Origin of the sequence: Magnetospirillum molischianum DSM 120 (genome assembly GCF_000294655.1) — a bacterium.
GTDB classification, from domain to species: domain Bacteria; phylum Pseudomonadota; class Alphaproteobacteria; order Rhodospirillales; family Magnetospirillaceae; genus Phaeospirillum; species Phaeospirillum molischianum.
Map to the genome: position 1 here is coordinate 13595 of NZ_CAHP01000028.1, position 16170 is coordinate 29764.

At 63.3% G+C, this 16170-nt stretch carries 27 protein-coding genes and 1 tRNA gene; 19 read left to right on the plus strand and 9 right to left on the minus strand.

Annotated elements, in window-relative coordinates; genetic code table 11:
- Positions 1-88 precede the first annotated feature (88 nt).
- The 8 genes from PHAMO_RS12255 to PHAMO_RS12290 all read left to right on the plus strand — a co-directional run bounded on the left by PHAMO_RS12255 (position 89) and on the right by PHAMO_RS12290 (position 4826).
- Positions 89-649, plus strand: coding sequence for a ubiquinol-cytochrome C chaperone family protein (locus PHAMO_RS12255; RefSeq protein ID WP_002729769.1), 561 nt, complete (start codon positions 89-91; stop codon positions 647-649).
- A complete protein-coding gene (locus PHAMO_RS12260; RefSeq protein WP_002729771.1) occupies positions 646-1185 on the plus strand; it encodes a YceD family protein in 540 nt (179 codons plus the stop codon). Before PHAMO_RS12255 ends, PHAMO_RS12260 begins: the two co-directional genes overlap by 4 nt.
- Before the next feature lie 83 nt (positions 1186-1268).
- Complete coding sequence (gene rpmF / locus PHAMO_RS12265; RefSeq protein ID WP_002729772.1) at positions 1269-1451, plus strand: 50S ribosomal protein L32; 183 nt, start codon at positions 1269-1271, stop codon at positions 1449-1451.
- Positions 1452-1487: 36 nt separating this feature from the next.
- Positions 1488-2543 carry a phosphate acyltransferase PlsX gene (gene plsX / locus PHAMO_RS12270; RefSeq protein WP_002729774.1) on the plus strand — a complete coding sequence of 352 codons (1056 nt, stop codon included), beginning with the start codon at positions 1488-1490 and terminating at the stop codon, positions 2541-2543.
- 7 nt (positions 2544-2550) lie between these two features.
- Positions 2551-3522: a beta-ketoacyl-ACP synthase III gene (locus PHAMO_RS12275; protein WP_193372222.1), complete on the plus strand. Its 972-nt coding sequence runs from the start codon at positions 2551-2553 to the stop codon at positions 3520-3522.
- 123 nt (positions 3523-3645) lie between these two features.
- Complete coding sequence (locus tag PHAMO_RS12280; RefSeq protein ID WP_002729778.1) at positions 3646-3963, plus strand: integration host factor subunit alpha; 318 nt, start codon at positions 3646-3648, stop codon at positions 3961-3963.
- The gene (locus tag PHAMO_RS12285; protein WP_002729780.1) at positions 3963-4586 is read left to right on the plus strand and encodes a MerR family transcriptional regulator; all 624 of its coding nucleotides are present in this window, start codon (positions 3963-3965) and stop codon (positions 4584-4586) included. The genes PHAMO_RS12280 and PHAMO_RS12285 overlap by 1 nt, the downstream gene beginning before the upstream one ends.
- Positions 4587-4749: 163 nt before the next feature.
- Positions 4750-4826 (plus strand) — tRNA-Pro (locus PHAMO_RS12290).
- Here PHAMO_RS12290 and PHAMO_RS20400 read toward each other — a convergent pair.
- The 6 genes from PHAMO_RS20400 to PHAMO_RS12310 are packed head-to-tail and all read right to left on the minus strand — an operon-like array spanning position 4777 to position 7932.
- Positions 4777-6159: a tyrosine-type recombinase/integrase gene (locus PHAMO_RS20400; RefSeq protein ID WP_002729781.1), complete on the minus strand. Its 1383-nt coding sequence runs from the start codon at positions 6157-6159 to the stop codon at positions 4777-4779. The two genes, PHAMO_RS12290 and PHAMO_RS20400, sit on opposite strands and share 50 nt — an antisense overlap.
- Before the next feature lie 25 nt (positions 6160-6184).
- The gene (locus tag PHAMO_RS20405; RefSeq protein ID WP_081504514.1) at positions 6185-6541 is read right to left on the minus strand and encodes a helix-turn-helix domain-containing protein; all 357 of its coding nucleotides are present in this window, start codon (positions 6539-6541) and stop codon (positions 6185-6187) included.
- A 5-nt stretch (positions 6542-6546) separates the two neighbouring features.
- Positions 6547-6675 carry a hypothetical protein gene (locus PHAMO_RS20200; protein ID WP_268869800.1) on the minus strand — a complete coding sequence of 43 codons (129 nt, stop codon included), beginning with the start codon at positions 6673-6675 and terminating at the stop codon, positions 6547-6549.
- Between the two features lie 13 nt (positions 6676-6688).
- Positions 6689-7414 carry a hypothetical protein gene (locus PHAMO_RS18555; RefSeq protein WP_002729784.1) on the minus strand — a complete coding sequence of 242 codons (726 nt, stop codon included), beginning with the start codon at positions 7412-7414 and terminating at the stop codon, positions 6689-6691.
- Between the two features lies 1 nt (position 7415).
- Positions 7416-7721: a hypothetical protein gene (locus tag PHAMO_RS12305; RefSeq protein WP_002729785.1), complete on the minus strand. Its 306-nt coding sequence runs from the start codon at positions 7719-7721 to the stop codon at positions 7416-7418.
- A gap of 1 nt (position 7722) precedes the next feature.
- A complete protein-coding gene (locus PHAMO_RS12310; RefSeq protein ID WP_002729786.1) occupies positions 7723-7932 on the minus strand; it encodes a hypothetical protein in 210 nt (69 codons plus the stop codon).
- Between the two features lie 146 nt (positions 7933-8078).
- On the opposite strand from PHAMO_RS12310, the gene PHAMO_RS12315 reads away from it, so the two are divergent.
- The 4 genes from PHAMO_RS12315 (at position 8079) to PHAMO_RS19490 (ending at position 10239) form a co-directional block, all read left to right on the plus strand.
- A complete protein-coding gene (locus PHAMO_RS12315; protein WP_155801778.1) occupies positions 8079-8549 on the plus strand; it encodes a hypothetical protein in 471 nt (156 codons plus the stop codon).
- Positions 8546-9391 (plus strand): hypothetical protein, encoded by an 846-nt coding sequence (locus PHAMO_RS12320; RefSeq protein ID WP_002729790.1) that lies wholly within the window; start codon positions 8546-8548, stop codon positions 9389-9391. The genes PHAMO_RS12315 and PHAMO_RS12320 overlap by 4 nt, the downstream gene beginning before the upstream one ends.
- A 38-nt stretch (positions 9392-9429) precedes the next feature.
- Positions 9430-9816: a hypothetical protein gene (locus tag PHAMO_RS12325; RefSeq protein ID WP_155801780.1), complete on the plus strand. Its 387-nt coding sequence runs from the start codon at positions 9430-9432 to the stop codon at positions 9814-9816.
- 129 nt (positions 9817-9945) lie between these two features.
- Positions 9946-10239, plus strand: a complete 294-nt coding sequence (locus PHAMO_RS19490; protein ID WP_155801782.1) for a hypothetical protein — start codon at positions 9946-9948, stop codon at positions 10237-10239.
- A gap of 145 nt (positions 10240-10384) precedes the next feature.
- Here PHAMO_RS19490 and PHAMO_RS19725 read toward each other — a convergent pair whose 3' ends face one another.
- Positions 10385-10975, minus strand: coding sequence for an XRE family transcriptional regulator (locus tag PHAMO_RS19725; protein WP_051002423.1), 591 nt, complete (start codon positions 10973-10975; stop codon positions 10385-10387).
- A gap of 84 nt (positions 10976-11059) precedes the next feature.
- Between PHAMO_RS19725 and PHAMO_RS19730 the strand changes: the two genes are divergently transcribed.
- Entirely contained in the window at positions 11060-11296 is a 237-nt protein-coding gene (locus PHAMO_RS19730) for a hypothetical protein (protein WP_002729796.1), read from the plus strand.
- A 14-nt stretch (positions 11297-11310) separates the two neighbouring features.
- On the opposite strand, the gene PHAMO_RS12340 is transcribed toward PHAMO_RS19730, so the two are convergent.
- The gene (locus PHAMO_RS12340; protein ID WP_002729798.1) at positions 11311-11544 is read right to left on the minus strand and encodes a hypothetical protein; all 234 of its coding nucleotides are present in this window, start codon (positions 11542-11544) and stop codon (positions 11311-11313) included.
- Between the two features lie 55 nt (positions 11545-11599).
- Here PHAMO_RS12340 and PHAMO_RS12345 point away from each other — a divergent pair, with 55 nt between their 5' ends.
- The 3 genes from PHAMO_RS12345 (at position 11600) to PHAMO_RS12350 (ending at position 12553) form a co-directional block, all read left to right on the plus strand.
- The gene (locus tag PHAMO_RS12345; protein ID WP_002729800.1) at positions 11600-12070 is read left to right on the plus strand and encodes a hypothetical protein; all 471 of its coding nucleotides are present in this window, start codon (positions 11600-11602) and stop codon (positions 12068-12070) included.
- Positions 12070-12201, plus strand: a complete 132-nt coding sequence (locus PHAMO_RS20205) for a hypothetical protein (protein WP_268869801.1) — start codon at positions 12070-12072, stop codon at positions 12199-12201. The genes PHAMO_RS12345 and PHAMO_RS20205 overlap by 1 nt, the downstream gene beginning before the upstream one ends.
- A 121-nt stretch (positions 12202-12322) precedes the next feature.
- Complete coding sequence (locus PHAMO_RS12350; protein ID WP_002729802.1) at positions 12323-12553, plus strand: hypothetical protein; 231 nt, start codon at positions 12323-12325, stop codon at positions 12551-12553.
- A 44-nt stretch (positions 12554-12597) separates the two neighbouring features.
- Here the strand turns inward: PHAMO_RS12350 and PHAMO_RS12355 are convergent, their stop codons facing one another.
- Complete coding sequence (locus tag PHAMO_RS12355) at positions 12598-12993, minus strand: type II toxin-antitoxin system HicB family antitoxin (RefSeq protein WP_002729803.1); 396 nt, start codon at positions 12991-12993, stop codon at positions 12598-12600.
- 170 nt (positions 12994-13163) lie between these two features.
- Between PHAMO_RS12355 and PHAMO_RS19865 the strand changes: the two genes are divergently transcribed.
- From PHAMO_RS19865 to PHAMO_RS12365, 3 genes are read left to right on the plus strand one after another with little or no spacing between them, the layout of a single operon-like run.
- A complete protein-coding gene (locus PHAMO_RS19865) occupies positions 13164-14351 on the plus strand; it encodes a CHC2 zinc finger domain-containing protein (RefSeq protein WP_002729804.1) in 1188 nt (395 codons plus the stop codon).
- Positions 14338-14493, plus strand: coding sequence for a hypothetical protein (locus tag PHAMO_RS19500; RefSeq protein WP_002729805.1), 156 nt, complete (start codon positions 14338-14340; stop codon positions 14491-14493). Before PHAMO_RS19865 ends, PHAMO_RS19500 begins: the two co-directional genes overlap by 14 nt.
- Positions 14493-16061 (plus strand): hypothetical protein, encoded by a 1569-nt coding sequence (locus PHAMO_RS12365; RefSeq protein WP_002729806.1) that lies wholly within the window; start codon positions 14493-14495, stop codon positions 16059-16061. The genes PHAMO_RS19500 and PHAMO_RS12365 overlap by 1 nt, the downstream gene beginning before the upstream one ends.
- Positions 16062-16170 lie beyond the last annotated feature (109 nt).

Genomic DNA, 16170 nt, shown 5'->3' on the forward strand with positions numbered 1-16170 from the left:
AAGAGTGCACTCCGTCTCCTGGCCTTGTCAACGACGTCGCCAACGTCGCGCCGGCGGAGTGATGTCCAGATGCCAGGAACTCCAAATCATGCCGCTTCGTCGTTTCCTCGGTGGCCGTCGCCACCGTCGCGCCGCCCACGATCTTTACATCGCCATCATCGAGCAAGCTCGGCAGCCGGATTTTTACCTCCGTCAGCATGTGCCGGACAGTCTGGACGGTCGCTTCGATCTCATCGTTCTGCACGCGTTTCTGGTGATGCGTGGCCTGGGCCGGGTTGATGGTGCCGGGCGCGATGAGGCGAGGGGGGTGTCCCAGGCGCTGTTCGATCTGATGTTCGCCGACATGGAACAAAATCTGCGTGAGTTGGGCGTCAGTGACATGGCGGTCGGCAAGCGGGTCAAGCAGATGGCGCAGGCTTTTTATGGTCGCGTCGCCGCCTATGAAAAGGGTCTGGCCGAGGGGGACGAATTGTTGGCTGCGGCTTTGCTGCGTAATCTGTACGGTGTCGCCGATCCCGTTCCCCCCGATGGGGTGGTGGCGGAGATGGCCGCCTATCTGCGCCAGCAGGATGGCTGGTTGGCCGAAACGAGGGCTGGGTTGGTTGAGGGGCGGGTGAGATTTGCTCCGCTCGTGGAGGCTGCGCAATGATTCCCCCCGGTGACGTTCCCGAATTTTCTCGTCCGATTCGAATCGATCAATTGCCTTCCAAGCTCAGTCGTCATCGGCTGGAGGCCGATCCGGTCGAGCGTGTCGCCCTGGCCGACCGCTTCGGCCTCGTGGCACTGGAGAGTCTGACGGCCGAGATCGAGATCAATCCCCCCACCCGGCGCGGTTTGGTGCGGTTACAGGGGCGTCTCCATGCCCAGGTGGTGCAGACCTGCGTGGTGACGCTGGTGCCGTTGGCGGCCGCCGTGGAGGCGCCGTTCGCCATGATCTTCGGCCCCCCCGAGGATGAGGACGACGAGATCGACCTGATTTGGGGCGGGGAAGATCCGCCCGATCCGATTGAGGACGGCAAAATCGATCTGGGCGAAGTGGTCGCGGAGCAACTGGCGCTGGCGCTCGATCCGTTCCCGCGCGCCCCCGGTGCGGCCTTCGAAGCGCCGCCAGACACTGATGAAGCTCCCACGCTAAAGGCAAGCCCATTCTCGGCGTTGGCTGCCTTGCGGCAAAAAAAAGGCTAAAGGGAAAGCAATCCCTTGCTCTTGTCGGTGTTTTTGGATAAGAAACCTCCCTTTCCCATCGTGGGTCGAAGTGAGCAATTGAAATGGCTGTACCGAAGAAGAAGACCTCCAAGTCCCGCCGCGACATGCGCCGGTCCCATCACGCTCTGACCAACGTGGTCGGTGCCGAGTGCCCGAACTGCGGCGAGCCCAAGCTTCCGCATCATGTTTGCAGCGCCTGTGGTCATTATGATGGCCGCGAGGTGGTCGTCCAGGCCGAAGCCTGATCCGTCTATAGCCTTTAAGCAGCGGAGCATCGGCCAGTGAGTGTCCCGGTCACCATTTCCATTGATGCCATGGGGGGCGACTCTGCCCCCGAAATCGTCGTGGAAGGGGTGCGAATGGCTCACGAGCGTCTGCCCCACGTCCGCTATCTGCTGTTTGGCGATGAAGCCCGTCTGGCTCCCCTTCTGGCCCCGTATCCGGGGATGGCGGGAGTCTGCACGGTCCGCCACACCGACGAGGCTATCAGTAATGATGCCAAGCCGGGGCAGGTGTTGCGGACGGGGCGGCGGTCGAGCATGTGGCTGGCTATCGACGCCGTAAAAAAAGGTGAAGCCGCCGGAATTGTTTCCGCCGGCAACACTGGTGCGTTGATGGCAGTCTCAAAGTTCGTTCTGCGGACTCTGCCTGGGATTGATCGTCCGGCGATCGCGGCTCTGTTCCCGACCATTCGGGGCGAGACCCTGATGCTCGATTTGGGAGCCAACATAGATTGTAACGCCAACAATCTGGTTGAGTTCGCCGTGATGGGCGAGGTCTACGCCCGCGCCGTGTTGGGGCTGGAAACACCCGCCATCGGGTTGCTGAATGTCGGCTCCGAGGACATGAAAGGCAGCGATGTCGTCAAGACCGCAGCGGCAACGCTGCGCGAAAGTCATCTGCCGATCAATTTCTACGGTTTCGTCGAAGGCAACGATATCTGTGCGGGAACCGTCGATGTCGTGGTGACCGATGGGTTTAGCGGCAACATTTCCTTGAAGACCGCCGAGGGAACGGTGAAGCTTTATTCGACCTTCCTGAAGGAAGCGTTCAAAAGCTCGCTGATGTCCAAAATCGGCTTCTTGTTTGCCCGTCGCGCCCTCAACAAGGTCAAGGTTCGCACCGATCCCCGCCGCTATAACGGGGCGATGTTCCTTGGTCTCAATGGTATCGCGGTCAAAAGCCACGGTGGCACGGATGCTTTCGGTTTCGCCAATGCCATCGGTGTTGCCGTGGAGCTTGTTGCCCATGGTTATAACGAGAGGATTCGCAAGGAATTCGACCGTTTGAAGCCGGCCAATGTCCCTTCTCCCCAACTTGCCGCCGGAACTCGCTAAACTGATGCTGCGCCGCTCCCAGATCGTCGGCTGCGGGGCGTATCTGCCCGCGCGGGTCGTCACCAACGCCGAATTGGCGACTCGGGTCGATACGTCTGACGAGTGGATCGTCGAACGAAGCGGCATTCACCAGCGCCACGTCGCCGCCGAAGGTGAGCTGACGTCCGATCTGGCGACTGCCGCCGCGCGTTCTGCCATTGCCCATGCCGGGATCGACGCTGAAGAGATCGACTTGATCGTTCTCGCTACGGCGACTCCCGACCGCACGTTCCCGGCCACCGCGACGCGGGTCCAGGCTGCTTTGGGTCTGCATAAGGGATTTGCCTTCGACGTCCAGGCGGTGTGCTCCGGCTTCCTTTACGCGCTGACCGTAGCCGATAATTTTATTCGCTCGGGGCAGGTCAAGACCGCTCTGGTGATTGGGGCGGAGACGTTCTCCCGCATCCTCGATTGGAACGATCGCACCACGTGCGTTCTGTTCGGTGATGGTGCTGGTGCCGTGGTGCTGCGTGCCGTGGACGGCGAGGGGACGACTGCGGATCGCGGTATTCTTTCGACCCATCTCCATTCTGATGGACGTCACCACGATTTGCTGTATGTCGATGGGGGCGCGTCCAGTTCATCCCTGGTCGGCCATGTTCGGATGGAAGGTCGCGAGGTCTTCCGTCATGCCGTCGTCAATTTGGCGGCTGTGGTTCAGGAAGCGTTGGCGGCCAACAATCTGACTGCCGCCGATATCGATTGGGTCGTGCCGCATCAGGCCAATCGCCGCATCATTGAAGGTACCGCGCGCAAGCTAGGCTTCCCGATGGAGCGGATGGTGGTGACGGTTGGTCAGCACGCCAACACCTCGGCCGCATCGGTGCCGCTGGCTCTGGCCCAGGCCGTTGCCGATGGGCGTATTCGTCCCGGTCAGCTGGTTCTGCTGGAGGCGATGGGGGGCGGCTTCACTTGGGGCTCTGCTCTGGTGCGGATGTAGACTCGTCTTCATCCTCTTGTTCCATGACCGCAAGCAAGCGGCGCATCCCTCTGATATTGACGGATTTATCGTAAGGGTCTAGGGTCTGACGCATCTTTGGCTCTGGGATGGGCGTGGGGCGGCATGACGGAAAAGACCATCACGCGGGCACAGCTAGGCGAGGCCGTCTATCAGGAAGTCGGCCTGTCGCGCAACGAGTCCGCAGATCTTCTCGAAGCGGTTTTGGACGAGATTGCGGAGGCGCTCGGTCGGGGCGAAACCGTTAAAATTTCTTCGTTCGGCAGCTTTTCGGTGCGGTCCAAAGGACAGCGCATAGGACGAAACCCCAAGACTGGCGAAGAAGTGCCGATCCTGCCTCGCAGGGTTCTGGTGTTTCGCCCGTCTCAGCTTTTGAAAAAGCAGATCAATGACGGTCGTACTGGCGGACATGGCGCCAAGTGATGATCGAGGACGAGGGCGATCTGTCTCAAGGCCGCAGGTCCGGGAAGTCGGAAACGGCCTTCCGGACCATCAGCGAGGTCGCTGATGAACTGGAAGTGCCTCAGCACGTTCTGCGCTTCTGGGAGGGGCGGTTCCCTCAGGTTCGTCCGCTGAAACGAGGCGGTGGTCGGCGCTATTATCGGCCCGAGGATGTTGCTCTTTTACGGCGCATCCGCGATTTACTGTATCGCGAAGGCTACACCATCAAGGGGGTGCAGAAGCTCCTGAAGGAAAGCGGCTCCGCACAGGCGGGTATCGACCCGTTTCCCGATGCCGTCCGCCCACTCTCCTTTACCTCTGACGAGGAGGACGTGGGGGAGGAGGTGGATGAGGATATTGCTGTTTCCGGTGTGCCAGAACGCCGTCCTGTGCCAGTTGTATCGAGCGTAGCTCCGCGCACGCCGATCAGTGGCCCCGTGTCTGCTCCTGCCGTGGTGTCCAGTGTGACGACATCTCAGGTGGCCGTTCGTCCTTCGGCTCCCGTCGAGCCGGCTGTGCGGGGATTAGACTCGGATGTGCGCGTTGCGTTGCTGGATATCCTGGCTGAACTCGAGGTTCTTCGTGGACTCCTGCATCGTCGATGAGAAAAATTGAGGTTTTTGTCAAAAGGCATGAAGAACGGCCTTGCATCCATCCGAAGGGGTGACTATAGTTCGTCCCTCTCCACGGTGACCCATCACCAAGGAAGACTTTCAAAGTTTGTTGAATCTTTGAAAGAAGTGTTCGGCAGAGTTTATCTGCCACGGTCGGAGCGTAGCGCAGCCCGGTAGCGCATCAGTCTGGGGGACTGGGGGTCGCAGGTTCGAATCCTGTCGCTCCGACCAAATTTTTCAAAGATTTAGCCGCCTCCGGGCGGCTTTCTTTTTGCCCTGTGAGGAATTCTTGTGAGTGACTCGGGTGGGGCTTTTCCTGAATCGTCGTCGCCTCGACCGCTGCTCTCTTCGCGTGGTCGGCCACCTTCAGGTAGCGTTGAGTGGTCCGATAATCCCTGTGTCGAGCCAAATCCTGAGTAACTGCGGCTGGGGCGACATGAGCGATGGCCGTCACGAAACTCGCCTTCGTATTATGGAAGGTGTGAACCCCTTCAAGCCCCATCTCCTTCAGCACCCGTGAGAATGCCTTCTTGGGATTTTTGACCGGAACCGCCGGGCCGAACCTGATCGGGGTGTGCTCTGACGCTTCGGTGCCGTCTTTGATGTTCCAGGTGGTGCGGACCCGACGATAGGTGATGATGTGTTGAACCTTCCTGGCGCGGGCCTCGGCCACGAGATATTCCAGAAGCTCCATCGCCTCGGTATTGGCCGGGACGAACTCGTCTCGATTGGCCTTGGTATCGGCGGCGGCTAACCAGATTCCCCGCAGGTTGAAATCAACCTGGGAAATGGTGATGTCAAACATCTCAGCCTTACGAAACCCCATAAGGCGAGCGAGAAGGATCCCCCAGGCGAGGTGAGCCGGTGCCCGTTCTGCGGCCTCCCAGATTTCAGCATCCGAAAACGGTCGGGGCATGTATTCGGGTTCGGCGAGATCGGGGACCTTGGGCATTTGTCCCTTGAACAGCATTTCGCCGGTATTGGGATCACGGAGGCTGTAGGCAATTCTGAGAACGGCCCTCAGGCAGTCCAGATAGCGGTTGATCGTTGAGTCGGATCGTGTCCGTCCATCGGCTGTTGGCCGGTACAGCCTCTCGATTGGTGTTCCAAGTTCGAGCATTTCCGCCAATGGGCGGCCTTTTCCAACATAGATCATGACTGGCTGTTGGCGAGCCCATCTGATGTATCCCCAAATGGAGGGGGAATTCGGATCGGCTGAATCTTCCGCGATGGTCGCGGTAGGGCATGCCGGGCCAAAATAGGTCATCAAGTCCTGAATATAGACCTTCTGATTCGCCCAATTGCTGCCGCCCATCTTTCGGGCGCTAAACGCGGCAACGGCCTGACTGAGGGTGAAAGTGGCTGGCGATGTGATTTCGACCGGCTTGTTGGCTCCTTGACGAATCAGAGCCCCGCGAACCATGGCCTCAATCCGCTTCGCTTCGGTTTTCGTGGTCGCGTGTTTGCCGGTGCCTGGGTCGTCGCAATAGCCTTGATGGCGTGTCCCGTCTAACCGGAAATCAAAGCGCCACTTACCGCGCGCTTTATTGTAGCAAACGCTCATGAATTGATGACCTTCCGTGCCACCCTCAGCGAGGGGAAAACCGTACTCCAATGCTCTTTAAAAATGCCATAGCCTCTTTATGTTCGGCGGTCGTGGCGGGGCTTCGGTGAGGGGGGGACCTAGTTGATTCGCTGGAGCGGTTTTTGGGCTGCTTTGCCAGGGCGTTACGCTCCCGGTACATCTGGACCGATGAGAGATAAATCCTCACGCCACGTTTTTTCACGCCGATGCGGTGTCCCTCGAATTCGCCCGCCTCAAGAAGGCGGCGAACCGTTGAATCGTCGCAGCCAAGCAGGGCAGCGGCATCCTTGACCGTAATAGACCGGTCAAGCGGTTGGCTGTCTGTATCTGCCGGGTCGGAGGCGAGGCGGAGGTGTCGCATTCTATTCAGACGGGCAGGGTGTCGTGGGTGGCAGTGCGGGCGGAGTGCCAAGCCTTGATAATCCTGGCCTTGGCCTCGGGCGATATAGGTGGAGCGACAGGCGTGTCTGGCTGGCGGATCGTGATCGCGGACATGGTGGCGTCTCCGTTAGAGCATCAAATCAGTGAGCTGCTCGAGCCAGCGGCAGGCGGCGATATCCCCGCGTTCGGCCTTGATCGGCCAGGGCGCGGGGGCGGGCAGGGGGTGGACCCACGGGGTAAGGGGGGTAGCGAGCAGGTCGCGGCGCTCGGTCGCCAGAGCGATCTTGTCGGCAGTGTTGATCACCGTCCGCCAGCCCTCCGGGACCGGCCAGGGCAGGCCTGCGGCATCGTAGATCGCCCGGTCATGCAGTCCCTTGAGCTGATCGACCGCATGGGGAACGCCCAATTCGGCCAGGGCCTCGGCCACCGGGGTGGCGATATCGCCGATATGGGCCTCGTGCGCGTCGTGGATCAGGGCGGCGAGGCTCAGGCGGCGGGCGATGGTGTGGTCGCGGCGGGCATTGTCCAGCGCGGTGATGATCCGCGATGCGGCGTGGTCGGGGCCATCCTGGAGATAGATGCAGCCCCGTGCGGCCTGAATCAGCAGGTCGGCGTAGCGGTTGGAGATGATCGCGCCGCCGATCAGCGTCTCGACCAGTCGGCAATGCTGGGCCACCGAGTAGTGCGGGACCATCACCGCGCCGGTGAAGCGGCAGAGCTTGCCCAGAGCCTCGGCGATATCGCGCCAGCGGATGTCGGCGGCGGTGGGGGACAGCAGCGGCACGGCGGCCCCGCTGACCATGTGTTTCAGGATCACGGGCCGGGGCGGGGCGCTGGTGGCGGCGGGCGGCATGTCAAAACTCCTCTTGCGCGGTGCGGGCGGCGTGGGTGGTGCCGGGGCGCGGCATCCACCGGCGCGGCGGCAGGGGGTGGATTGAGGCGGCAGGAATCGGGGCGGACAGCCCCAGGGCGCGGCCGCGCCGCCAGCCCTCGGACAGGGCGGCCTCGTGCGCCGTAAAAGGGTTGTCGATGTCGAGCCCGGCCTTGGCGGCGGTGGCTCCGGCATAGGCGGCCAGCACCCGACCCGGAGCACCGCCCTTTTCCCTGGCCTCGGTCACCATCCGGTCGTGCTCGATTTGGGCGGTCGTGCGGAGGGGCATGTCAGCGGCCCTCCCGTTCGGCGGTGGTGATCGCGGCCCAGGCGCGGGCCAGGCGGTCGCGCACCGCTTCCATTTCCGTGGCGAGATCGTTGAGGCCTATGTCGGCAAAGCGGTCGGCGGCGGCGTCAAGTCTGCCGTAGAGGAGGGCGTAAGAATCAAACGACAGCGGCTGTTGGCTGCGGGGAATCTCTCTGAGCGGTTTGCGGGCCATGGCTTGGTCCTTCCCTCTGCCGGATGGCGATGTCTGAAATTAATTCAGATATCGGAGGGCGTGCAAGCTTAATCTGAATTTTTTTCAGGAAGCGACTCGCGGAGCACGGGTTACGGTTGATCGGCGCAATCAACTCGGGGGCGGGAATGCTGCGGTCGGTGGTCTTTGGGTGTCTCGCTTTGGTAGCAGTTACTGGTTTGGCCTCGCCCCCGGCCGCCGCCGCCGTGGCGATCGATCTCCCCGCGATCGTCGGCCAGTCCAAGGCCACCGTCGCCCAGGTGCTGGGCAAGCCCGCCAAGTGCGAGCAGTCAAAATATGGCGAGCGTTGCGCCTATCGCGGCGGGACCGAGGTGATTTTTATCGGCGGCGCGGCGGATTGGATCACGATCCTGCCTCAGGGCGTCCTCTATAGCCCGGCGGCGCTGGAGGCGATTGGTCTGGCGTCGGTCGCGCCTGATTTTACCGGGCCGCAGGCGATGCGGTGGGATGCGGGTCTGCGCGAAACATTGACCCAGCAAAGCGGGGCGACGGTGACCGTGCCGCTGCGGGAGATCACGATCAATCCGGGCGGAGGCGGGACGGTGGGGATGATCTATGTCAAGGCGGTGACGCGGTGAGTGCGCTGTCCTTCTTGCGGCAGCTGATCCGTCGGAGCGATCAGTGCTCGCCCCTGGTTGCCGAGAGTGTTGCGCTGTCGGTGCCCCCGACGGATGCCCCCGAAGAGTCCGTATCGGGGCGTGAGTTTCATGATGCTGAGGATCTGATCGGCAGCACGTTTGTGCTGGTCTATCGCAATGCCAAAGGCGAGGAGAGTACCCGGCGCGTCACCCTGCGCGGCATTGCCGATGCGGCGGGTGATGCCGCGGTTTGTCTCCGCTGCTGGTGTCACGAGCGCAACGCCTTTCGTTCGTTTCGTAGTGACCGGGTGGTCCGGGTGATTGATCTTGATGGAGAGGTCCATCTTCCGGCCCGGTTTTTTGCTGATCTGCTGGCCGGTGTCGTGGCGGCGGCCCCTGTCCCCGCTTGGGATGGGCATTTGCCGCCGGTCCCGGCCCCCGTCATCGACCAGCCCGCACCGCATCGGGCCGAGCCGCCGGGCCACGCGCAGAGGCGGGTGGCACGAGACGGTATCCGGGTCCTGGTCGGGTTGTCGCGGTCGGATGGTTGGATGGCCCCGGAAGAGGTTGAGGTTATCCTCGATTACATCGCGGCGCGGGCCGATCTTGACGGGATCGCCACCACCGAGGCGGATCGTGTCGCCCTGACGCCCTATTTGCGGCGGATGTATCCGCAATCGACGGTGATGGATGAGTGCCTGACCCGCCTTGATGCCGAGGCAGCGGAGGCGCGGCGATTGTTCACGCGGGCGGCGATTCGTCTGGTCGAGGCCGATGGCGTCCAGTCTCCGGAAGAGTTCGCGTTGTTGCTCGATCTCGGCGATCGGGTCAGGTCCGCTTGATCCCTATCACCGGGCCGGAGGCGATGCGGGGGATTGGGATGAATCCGGGTAGAGGTGGGACGGTAGGGATGATCTATGTCAAGGCGATGAGGCGGGGTTTGACGGTGGCGCTGGCGGCCCTGGTCGTGCTGGCTTTGACGATCCCCGAGGCGGAGGCCCGGGGTGGTGGTGGGCATCGGGGCGGCGGGTCGCATCGGTCTTATCACAAGGCGCGGACGACGCATGTCCATATCCACGTCCCCCGGGCGGCCAAGTCAAAATCGGCATCGGCAAAGTCGTCGGCCCGGGCCAATCAGGCGCGTGGCACCGTGGGAGGTCCGCCCCCGATCGATTGCGCCCGGCCTAATCTGACCGTCGATGAGATCGCCTTTTGTCAGGCATCGCCGCAATCCGGTGGGGTGGGCAAGTCCCCGGCCGGACGGTGAGGGTTTTGTCGGTCGATCGTGGGTAGTATCTCGGTTTGAAATCTGACCGTCACTTTGCGGTTAGATAATTACTGAATACACATTATGTATGTATGTATGTTTTTAAGCGTTGATATGAACGGAAAAATTATGGAAAAGATCGTTGAGGTAATTCTTAGGTGGGGTCTTCCAGCTGTAACGGCCTTTGCAATATTTCTATTTTCACAAGTTTTATCTTTAAAAGATGATATTCAGAAAATAAATCTTGCTTTATCAGAATATAGAAAAATTGGTGAAATTGAACTTGAAAAAACTAAAGAGTGCGCCTCTCTTGGGAATAGGGTAATACAAGAGGTGAAGGTGTTAGATTCTTATACTGCTCAGGCGGCGCGAGACATTTTTATCAAAAGAGGATGCGAATTTTTACAGAAGAATGTTGAATGAATGTTTGTTCTGGTAAAGCTTTTCATTTGAACTGGGCGCTAATGCCGTATCCCGCTTTTTGTACGGGTCGTGCTTCGGGGCATCCGCCGTCACCGTCTGATTCGTCGCTTGCGTGATATCCGGTCGCGGAATCGGGCGGTCTCGGTCAGGCCCGCTTGATCCACACCACCGGCGCACACCAGGACAAGGTGACGTCGGGGATTGGATCGGCGGCGTAGGACAGCAAGGTAAACGTCCCGAGCGCCGCGCCCTTGACCACCCGCTTGATATAGCCCAGTCCGTCGCTTGTCTGGACGACGCAATCCTTACCTAGGCAAGCGGCGAGGTCGCCATTGCTGACCCGCGAGCAGATCAGATAATCGCCGGGGCGATAGACCGGGGCCATCGATGCGCCGCGCACCACCACCGCGATCGGGTCGGCGGCGGCAAAGTCGAGGGACAGCTCGCCTAGCTCGGCCTCGGCGGCGGGCATAAACATCTCACCCGCACCGACATAGCCGACCACCGGCACCGCCGACAGCTCAGGTCCGCTCCCATCCCGCAACCAGATCAGATTGACGCCCAAGGCGTCGGCCATCCGGCGCAACGTATCGCCGCGCGGCTGCGCCACCACGCCCGAGGTGTATTTGTAGATGTTGTTGGCGTCGATCCCGGTCCGTGCCGACAGCTCGGATTGCGTCCAACCCTTGCGGGTGAGCGCTCTGACCAGCCTCACATGCCACTGTCCATTGTCCATGGCGTTACCGTGGCTCNGCCCCCCCGGCGAGGGCAGGGAAAAATAAGCTGGACGATCTGAATTAAATTCAGATAAGTTTGGGCCATGGATACGACATGGACCATAGACACGATCATTGAGGCCTGCGGCGGGACCGTTGCCGTCTCCGTCGCGCTCAATCTCACCGATGGCGCGGTATCCAAGATGCGCCGCAACGGCATCCAGGACCGGCATTGGCGTGTCTTGATCGCACTGTCCGGCGGTGCCTTTGGTCCCGACGATCTCTACCGTGCCAACGAGCGGACTCGTGGCGGGGCCGGTGCCAACGGAGCCGCCGCATGAGTCCGCGCCTCTCATCATCCCTCCGCCAGATCGGCCAGACGCAACGCGTCGGCGGCGATCTGTTCGGCGCGGGTGACGGCGCGGTGGTCCTTGGCCTCGATCGCGGCGGCGCGGGCCACTCCCGACGCCACCGCCACCCGGCGGGCACTGGCAGCCATCGCCTCATCCAGGCGGCGGCACCACTCGGCGCGGGCGGGATCGCCCCAGCCCGGAGCCTCGGCCAAAAGGGCGTCGATATCCTCGGTCATGCACTCCCTCCGCGTCCTGATTGCGTCACGGTGGGGCAGGTAGAGGGGCAAAACCATGTCTGAGTCTGGTCTGATCTCCACCGATTTGGTCCGGCGCGTCACCTCGGACGCTCTCGCGCTTTATTGTGGCGATGGGCGTCGGTACTCCCGCGATTTGCTGGCCAGCGCTACCGGCCAGGATGTCCGCACCGTCAAGGCCCATGTGCTGGGCGAGTGCGCGCCGTCGTCTCCGGCACTGCTGACCTATTGCCGCATCCTGCCGGGAGCCTTTGCCCGTCACATCCTGGCCATGGCCGGGATCACGGGTTTGCGCAAAGACGATTATGTCATCGCCCCCGGCTCGGCGCTGGCCGAAATGGCCGAGGGAGTCGCGGTGCTGGCCGAGGCCCTGGCCGACGGTCGGATCGACCACACCGAGCGGCCCCGCCTGCTCCGCGAATTGCGCGAGGCGGTCGCCGCCCAGGAATCCCTGATCGCACAGCTTGAGAGCGCGGATGCCGCGCTCCGCACCGGGAGGGCCAAGTGATGATGATTCGCCGCCCCTGCTATCGCCCGTCTGTCCCGCGCCGCATCCGTCGCTGCCGTCGCTGGCGCTGGTCGCGCCGTCTGGTCGGTCTGCTCGCCACCGCCGTCGCCATCGGCGGGGCCTGCTGCTGAGAGAGGAGGACGGGACGATGGATCAGATCATGATGTTGTGCGGTACGCTCGACGATCTCGGCCACGCTTTGGCGCTGGTCTGGTCGGCGCTGTCCGCCGCCGCGATCCTGCGGGGGTGGTGATGGCGACCGCCCCCACCGCCAAGCCGGACGATCACGCTTGCCGCGTCTGCGGCGCGTTCGGGGCCTTTGGCACCCGGATCAACAAGCACGACTGGCGCAAGGGCTATGTGTGGCATTGCGCCGCGCATCGTCCGGTCGCCAGCGACATCCACCCCGATCCCGTCCCGGTCCCGCCGGTCAAGGATCAGAGACAAGGGCGGTTGGTGCTGTTCCCGAAGGCCGCTGAATGACCCGCCGCCGTACTAATCGCGGTCCGTGCCGCTCTGCCTTTTCGTCACGCTGCCGAGCGGCGGCGGATCAGTTCGGCGCGGGCGGCGTCGGCCAGGAAGCCGGAGCGGTTGGGGGCGATCGCGTCGATCTCCTCGATCAGGCTTTCATCCAGGGTGACGTTGATACGCTTGACCTTGCCGGGGACAACAACCGGGATCAGGGTGACGCAGACGACATGCTCGTCCTCTTCCCAGGTTACCGCCTCAACCGGAGTAGGGGCGGGAATGGCGTCGTCATCCTCTGCCATGAGGGCGATGTGGCCGTTCAAAGCCTCGGTCCCCATCGCAATAGCTTCTTCTGGGTTTTTTCCGGCGCTGATGCATCCAGGAAAGTCGGGAAAGGTAATTCCGTAGTCGCTGCCGTCATCTTTGTCGATGATCGCCGGATAGTACCGCTTCATGATTTGCTCCCCTTGGCGTGCGTTGGGGGCCTCCTAGCGGAGGCTTACGCCTGTCTGTTTCTCGATGCTGCTGATCGACATCGTTCCCTCCCCCTTGTGCTTGTACAATACACATTGGTGTGTATTGTGGCAAACGATAAATACACATTGATGTGTATTAAGGGGGCGGCATGACCCGCCGTTCCGACCGATTCAGTTCCGACGATCGCCTTGCGGTGAGGGCGCGCCACCCGATCGAGGTGGTGGTGGGGCGTCATGCCGCCTTGCGCAAACGTGGGCGCAAGTTCTGGGCGTGCTGCCCGTTCCATGCCGAGAAGACCGCCAGCTTTGCCGTCGATCCCGAGCGGGGCACCTGGCGCTGCTATGCCGGGTGCGGCGGCGGCGATGTCGTCGATTTTGTCATGCGCATCCAGCACGAGGCCTTTCCGGTCGCGATGCGCCGCTTGATGGATGAGGCCGGGCTTGTTGCCGATTCCGAGGCCTGCCGAAAGGCGGCGGCGGAGCGTCAGGCGCTGGAGGCCCGATTGGCGGCGGCAGAGCGTCAGCGTCAGGCCGAACAGCAAGCGGCGGCCCGTGCGATCTGGGAGCGGACCATCGATCCGGCGGGCACGCTGGTCGAGGCCTATTTCGCCTCGCGGGGGTTGACCCTGCCGGTGCGGGCCTTTGGCGCTGTGCTGCGCTTTACCCCCGCGCTTAAATATTGGGTCGAGGATGATCAAATCGAGGGCGGTTATCGCCTGCTCGGCTTTTTCCCGGCTATCGTCGGCCTGATCCAGGAGTGCCGCACCCGCCAGCCGGTCGGGGTCCATCTGACCCACCTTGACCCCGACACCGGGGCCAAGCTGTCGGCGCACGATCCGGTCACCGGCGAGAGTCTTGACGCCCGCAAAATCCGGGGTCGGCGCGACGGCGGCGCGATCATGCTGCGCCGTCCCGGCCTCTATCTCGGCATTGCCGAGGGGTGGGAGACGGCGCTGTCAGTGCTGCAATCCTCGCGGCTGTTGCCCGAAGGCCATCCGCTCCACCGTCTGCCGGTGTGGGCGGCAACCTCGCTCGGCAATCTGGGGGGCGCACCGCTGCCGGGATCGGTCGGTGCCGATCATCCCGACCGGCCCGGCAAGCGTCTGCCCTCAATCGTCCCCGATCCCAAGCGGCCCGGCGTGATCCCGCCCCCCGATGTTCGTCACCCGATCCTGCTCGAGGATGGCGACAGCGCCGATCTGGCGGCGGCGGAGGCGGAGGGATCGCGGGCGCTGGCGCGCTGGTCGGCGCTGGGGATGGCTCCGCTGCGGCTGCGCGCCCAGGTCGGGTGCGATTTTAACGATTTAGTGATGGGGGGTGGCAATGGTCCGGTCTGATCTTGGTGATCTGGGGCGGCGTGATCCCGCCTTGGCCGCTCTGGTGGCGCGGATGTGGCGCGATATGCTGCCGCTGTCGCAGATCGCGGCGGTGATTGCCGCCGGGTCCGAGTCCCCCCGTACCCCCCGCGAGGTGGCGTAATGGGCGCGGTCGGCGAGCGGCGGATTGCGGGCGATCTCGACGGTCTGCTGTCCAGCGGGGGCATGGCGGGCGACGATCTGCCGCCCGATTGTCCGGTGCGTCCGCTGGGGCACAAGGCGGGGACCTATTGGTTTTCCGATCCCGAGGGGCAAATCCGCGAGTACCGCCGCCTGGGCGAGGCCGAGCAGGTCTCGCTGTTTTGCGGCCGCTGCGGCTGGCTTGCCACCAATTTTGCCGAGCGCAAGGGCAACAAGGGCTGGGCGATCACCGAGGCTTCGGCCGCGCTGATTGCCGCCGCCGTCGCCGCCGGTTGGTACGATCCCGACGCGGTGCGCGGGCCGGGCGTGTGGTACGAGACCGGCCCCGCCGATGACGGCACCCCCGGCCCGGCGGTGATCCATCTGGGCGACCGTCTGGTGCAAGCGCGCTGGGACGACGGGGCCTTGATGCTGGCCTCTCCGACCAAGGCGGGGCGGCGGATCGGTCGCTATGTCTATCCCGCCGCACCCCCGGAAATGGCTCCGGCGTTGGAGCGGGCCACTCAGGCCGAGGTGGCGCGGTTCGAGCAGTTTTTGTGCACCTGGACTTGGGCACGGGGCCGAGCCGGGGCGCGGCTGTATCTCGGTGCGGTGGCGCTGGCATGGCTGCCCGCTCTGCTCGAGCGCCGTCCGGTGGTGTTTGTCCAGGCTGGGTCAGGCTGCGGCAAGTCGGCTCTGCTGACCGCGACCGCGCTGACCAATGGCCGGGCCTTGCAGCTTGAGGTCAAGTCAGCCCCCGGCATCCGGGACCTGTGTGACCTGGACCGTGGTGCCCGGCTGCTGATCCTCAACGAGACCGAGAGCAAGGCCGACAACCAGCGGTCGGACGGGGTCACCGAGCTGATCCGCTACAATTACACCGCTGGCGAAGGCCGCGCGGCGCTGCATGGCCGCGCCAGCGTGCCGACCCAGCTTTTTACGATCTTGGGCGGGATCATCCCGCCGCCGGTCGATGAGCAAGACGCCAATCGCCGCGTCGTGCTGCGGCTGCTGCCGCTTACGGCCAGCGCGCGGGACAAGGTGCTGTTTTCGCGGCGCGCCCGCGAGGCGGCAACGCTGGGGCCGCGCCTCTATCGCCGGATGCTGTGGGCGTGGGGCCGCTGGCCCCAGACGCTCGAGGCCTATCAGATCGCCCTGGCCGACGCCGGGTTTGACTCACGCGGTATCGACACCTGGGCGACCTTGCTTTCCGGGTGGGATTTGATCCGCTATGACGATCTCGACGAGCGCCGGGCGGCGTGGTGGGGGCGGCGGCTGGCACCCGAGGTGCTGGACAAGCCGTTGTCGATCCCCGAGACTGCGCTGATCCACCTGATGACCTATCGGGTTGATGAGTGGGCAGGCGGTGGCAAGCGGACGGTCGGCGAGCATCTGGCCGAGGGGCTGCGCAAAGACCCCGGCTATGCCCGTGACGATGCGCTCCGCCCGATCAAGCGCTTTGGCGTCACCGTCTCGGTGGTCGGCGGTGTCGAGTATATCGCCGTCGCCGAGGTCGCCGCGATGGCCTCCAGCGTTCACGGGAGCGTGTAGCGATGCCGTCCGCCGTCCTTTCCCCCCGCACCCCCCTGGCAGGGCCGGATGATCCGTGCTCGCGTGCCGGGGTGTGTCGGGGTCTGTGCCGGGGTCGTGCCGGGGTCAA

Excerpts from the sequence above, each read along its gene's own strand:
- PHAMO_RS12355 (WP_002729803.1), bottom strand. The coding sequence starts at position 12,993 with ATGAAGCGGTACTATCCGGCGATCATCGACAAAGATGACGGCAGCGAC.
- PHAMO_RS20200 (WP_268869800.1), bottom strand. The coding sequence starts at position 6,675 with ATGTCCGCGATCACGATCCGCCAGCCAGACACGCCTGTCGCTCCACCT.
- PHAMO_RS20205 (WP_268869801.1), top strand. The coding sequence starts at position 12,070 with ATGATGATTCGCCGCCCCTGCTATCGCCCGTCTGTCCCGCGCCGCATC.
- PHAMO_RS12255 (WP_002729769.1), top strand. The coding sequence starts at position 89 with ATGCCGCTTCGTCGTTTCCTCGGTGGCCGTCGCCACCGTCGCGCCGCC.
- PHAMO_RS12305 (WP_002729785.1), bottom strand. The coding sequence starts at position 7,721 with ATGCCCCTCCGCACGACCGCCCAAATCGAGCACGACCGGATGGTGACC.
- PHAMO_RS12285 (WP_002729780.1), top strand. The coding sequence starts at position 3,963 with ATGATCGAGGACGAGGGCGATCTGTCTCAAGGCCGCAGGTCCGGGAAG.
- PHAMO_RS19490 (WP_155801782.1), top strand. The coding sequence starts at position 9,946 with ATGGAAAAGATCGTTGAGGTAATTCTTAGGTGGGGTCTTCCAGCTGTA.
- PHAMO_RS12310 (WP_002729786.1), bottom strand. The coding sequence starts at position 7,932 with ATGGCCCGCAAACCGCTCAGAGAGATTCCCCGCAGCCAACAGCCGCTG.
- PHAMO_RS12350 (WP_002729802.1), top strand. The coding sequence starts at position 12,323 with ATGGCGACCGCCCCCACCGCCAAGCCGGACGATCACGCTTGCCGCGTC.
- PHAMO_RS19730 (WP_002729796.1), top strand. The coding sequence starts at position 11,060 with ATGGATACGACATGGACCATAGACACGATCATTGAGGCCTGCGGCGGG.
- rpmF (WP_002729772.1), top strand. The coding sequence starts at position 1,269 with ATGGCTGTACCGAAGAAGAAGACCTCCAAGTCCCGCCGCGACATGCGC.
- PHAMO_RS12260 (WP_002729771.1), top strand. The coding sequence starts at position 646 with ATGATTCCCCCCGGTGACGTTCCCGAATTTTCTCGTCCGATTCGAATC.
- PHAMO_RS19500 (WP_002729805.1), top strand. The coding sequence starts at position 14,338 with ATGGTCCGGTCTGATCTTGGTGATCTGGGGCGGCGTGATCCCGCCTTG.
- PHAMO_RS12325 (WP_155801780.1), top strand. The coding sequence starts at position 9,430 with ATGAATCCGGGTAGAGGTGGGACGGTAGGGATGATCTATGTCAAGGCG.
- PHAMO_RS12340 (WP_002729798.1), bottom strand. The coding sequence starts at position 11,544 with ATGACCGAGGATATCGACGCCCTTTTGGCCGAGGCTCCGGGCTGGGGC.
- PHAMO_RS19725 (WP_051002423.1), bottom strand. The coding sequence starts at position 10,975 with ATGGACAATGGACAGTGGCATGTGAGGCTGGTCAGAGCGCTCACCCGC.
- PHAMO_RS20400 (WP_002729781.1), bottom strand. The coding sequence starts at position 6,159 with ATGAGCGTTTGCTACAATAAAGCGCGCGGTAAGTGGCGCTTTGATTTC.
- PHAMO_RS12280 (WP_002729778.1), top strand. The coding sequence starts at position 3,646 with ATGACGGAAAAGACCATCACGCGGGCACAGCTAGGCGAGGCCGTCTAT.
- PHAMO_RS12365 (WP_002729806.1), top strand. The coding sequence starts at position 14,493 with ATGGGCGCGGTCGGCGAGCGGCGGATTGCGGGCGATCTCGACGGTCTG.
- PHAMO_RS20405 (WP_081504514.1), bottom strand. The coding sequence starts at position 6,541 with ATGCGACACCTCCGCCTCGCCTCCGACCCGGCAGATACAGACAGCCAA.
- PHAMO_RS12345 (WP_002729800.1), top strand. The coding sequence starts at position 11,600 with ATGTCTGAGTCTGGTCTGATCTCCACCGATTTGGTCCGGCGCGTCACC.
- PHAMO_RS12315 (WP_155801778.1), top strand. The coding sequence starts at position 8,079 with ATGCTGCGGTCGGTGGTCTTTGGGTGTCTCGCTTTGGTAGCAGTTACT.
- PHAMO_RS18555 (WP_002729784.1), bottom strand. The coding sequence starts at position 7,414 with ATGCCGCCCGCCGCCACCAGCGCCCCGCCCCGGCCCGTGATCCTGAAA.
- PHAMO_RS19865 (WP_002729804.1), top strand. The coding sequence starts at position 13,164 with ATGACCCGCCGTTCCGACCGATTCAGTTCCGACGATCGCCTTGCGGTG.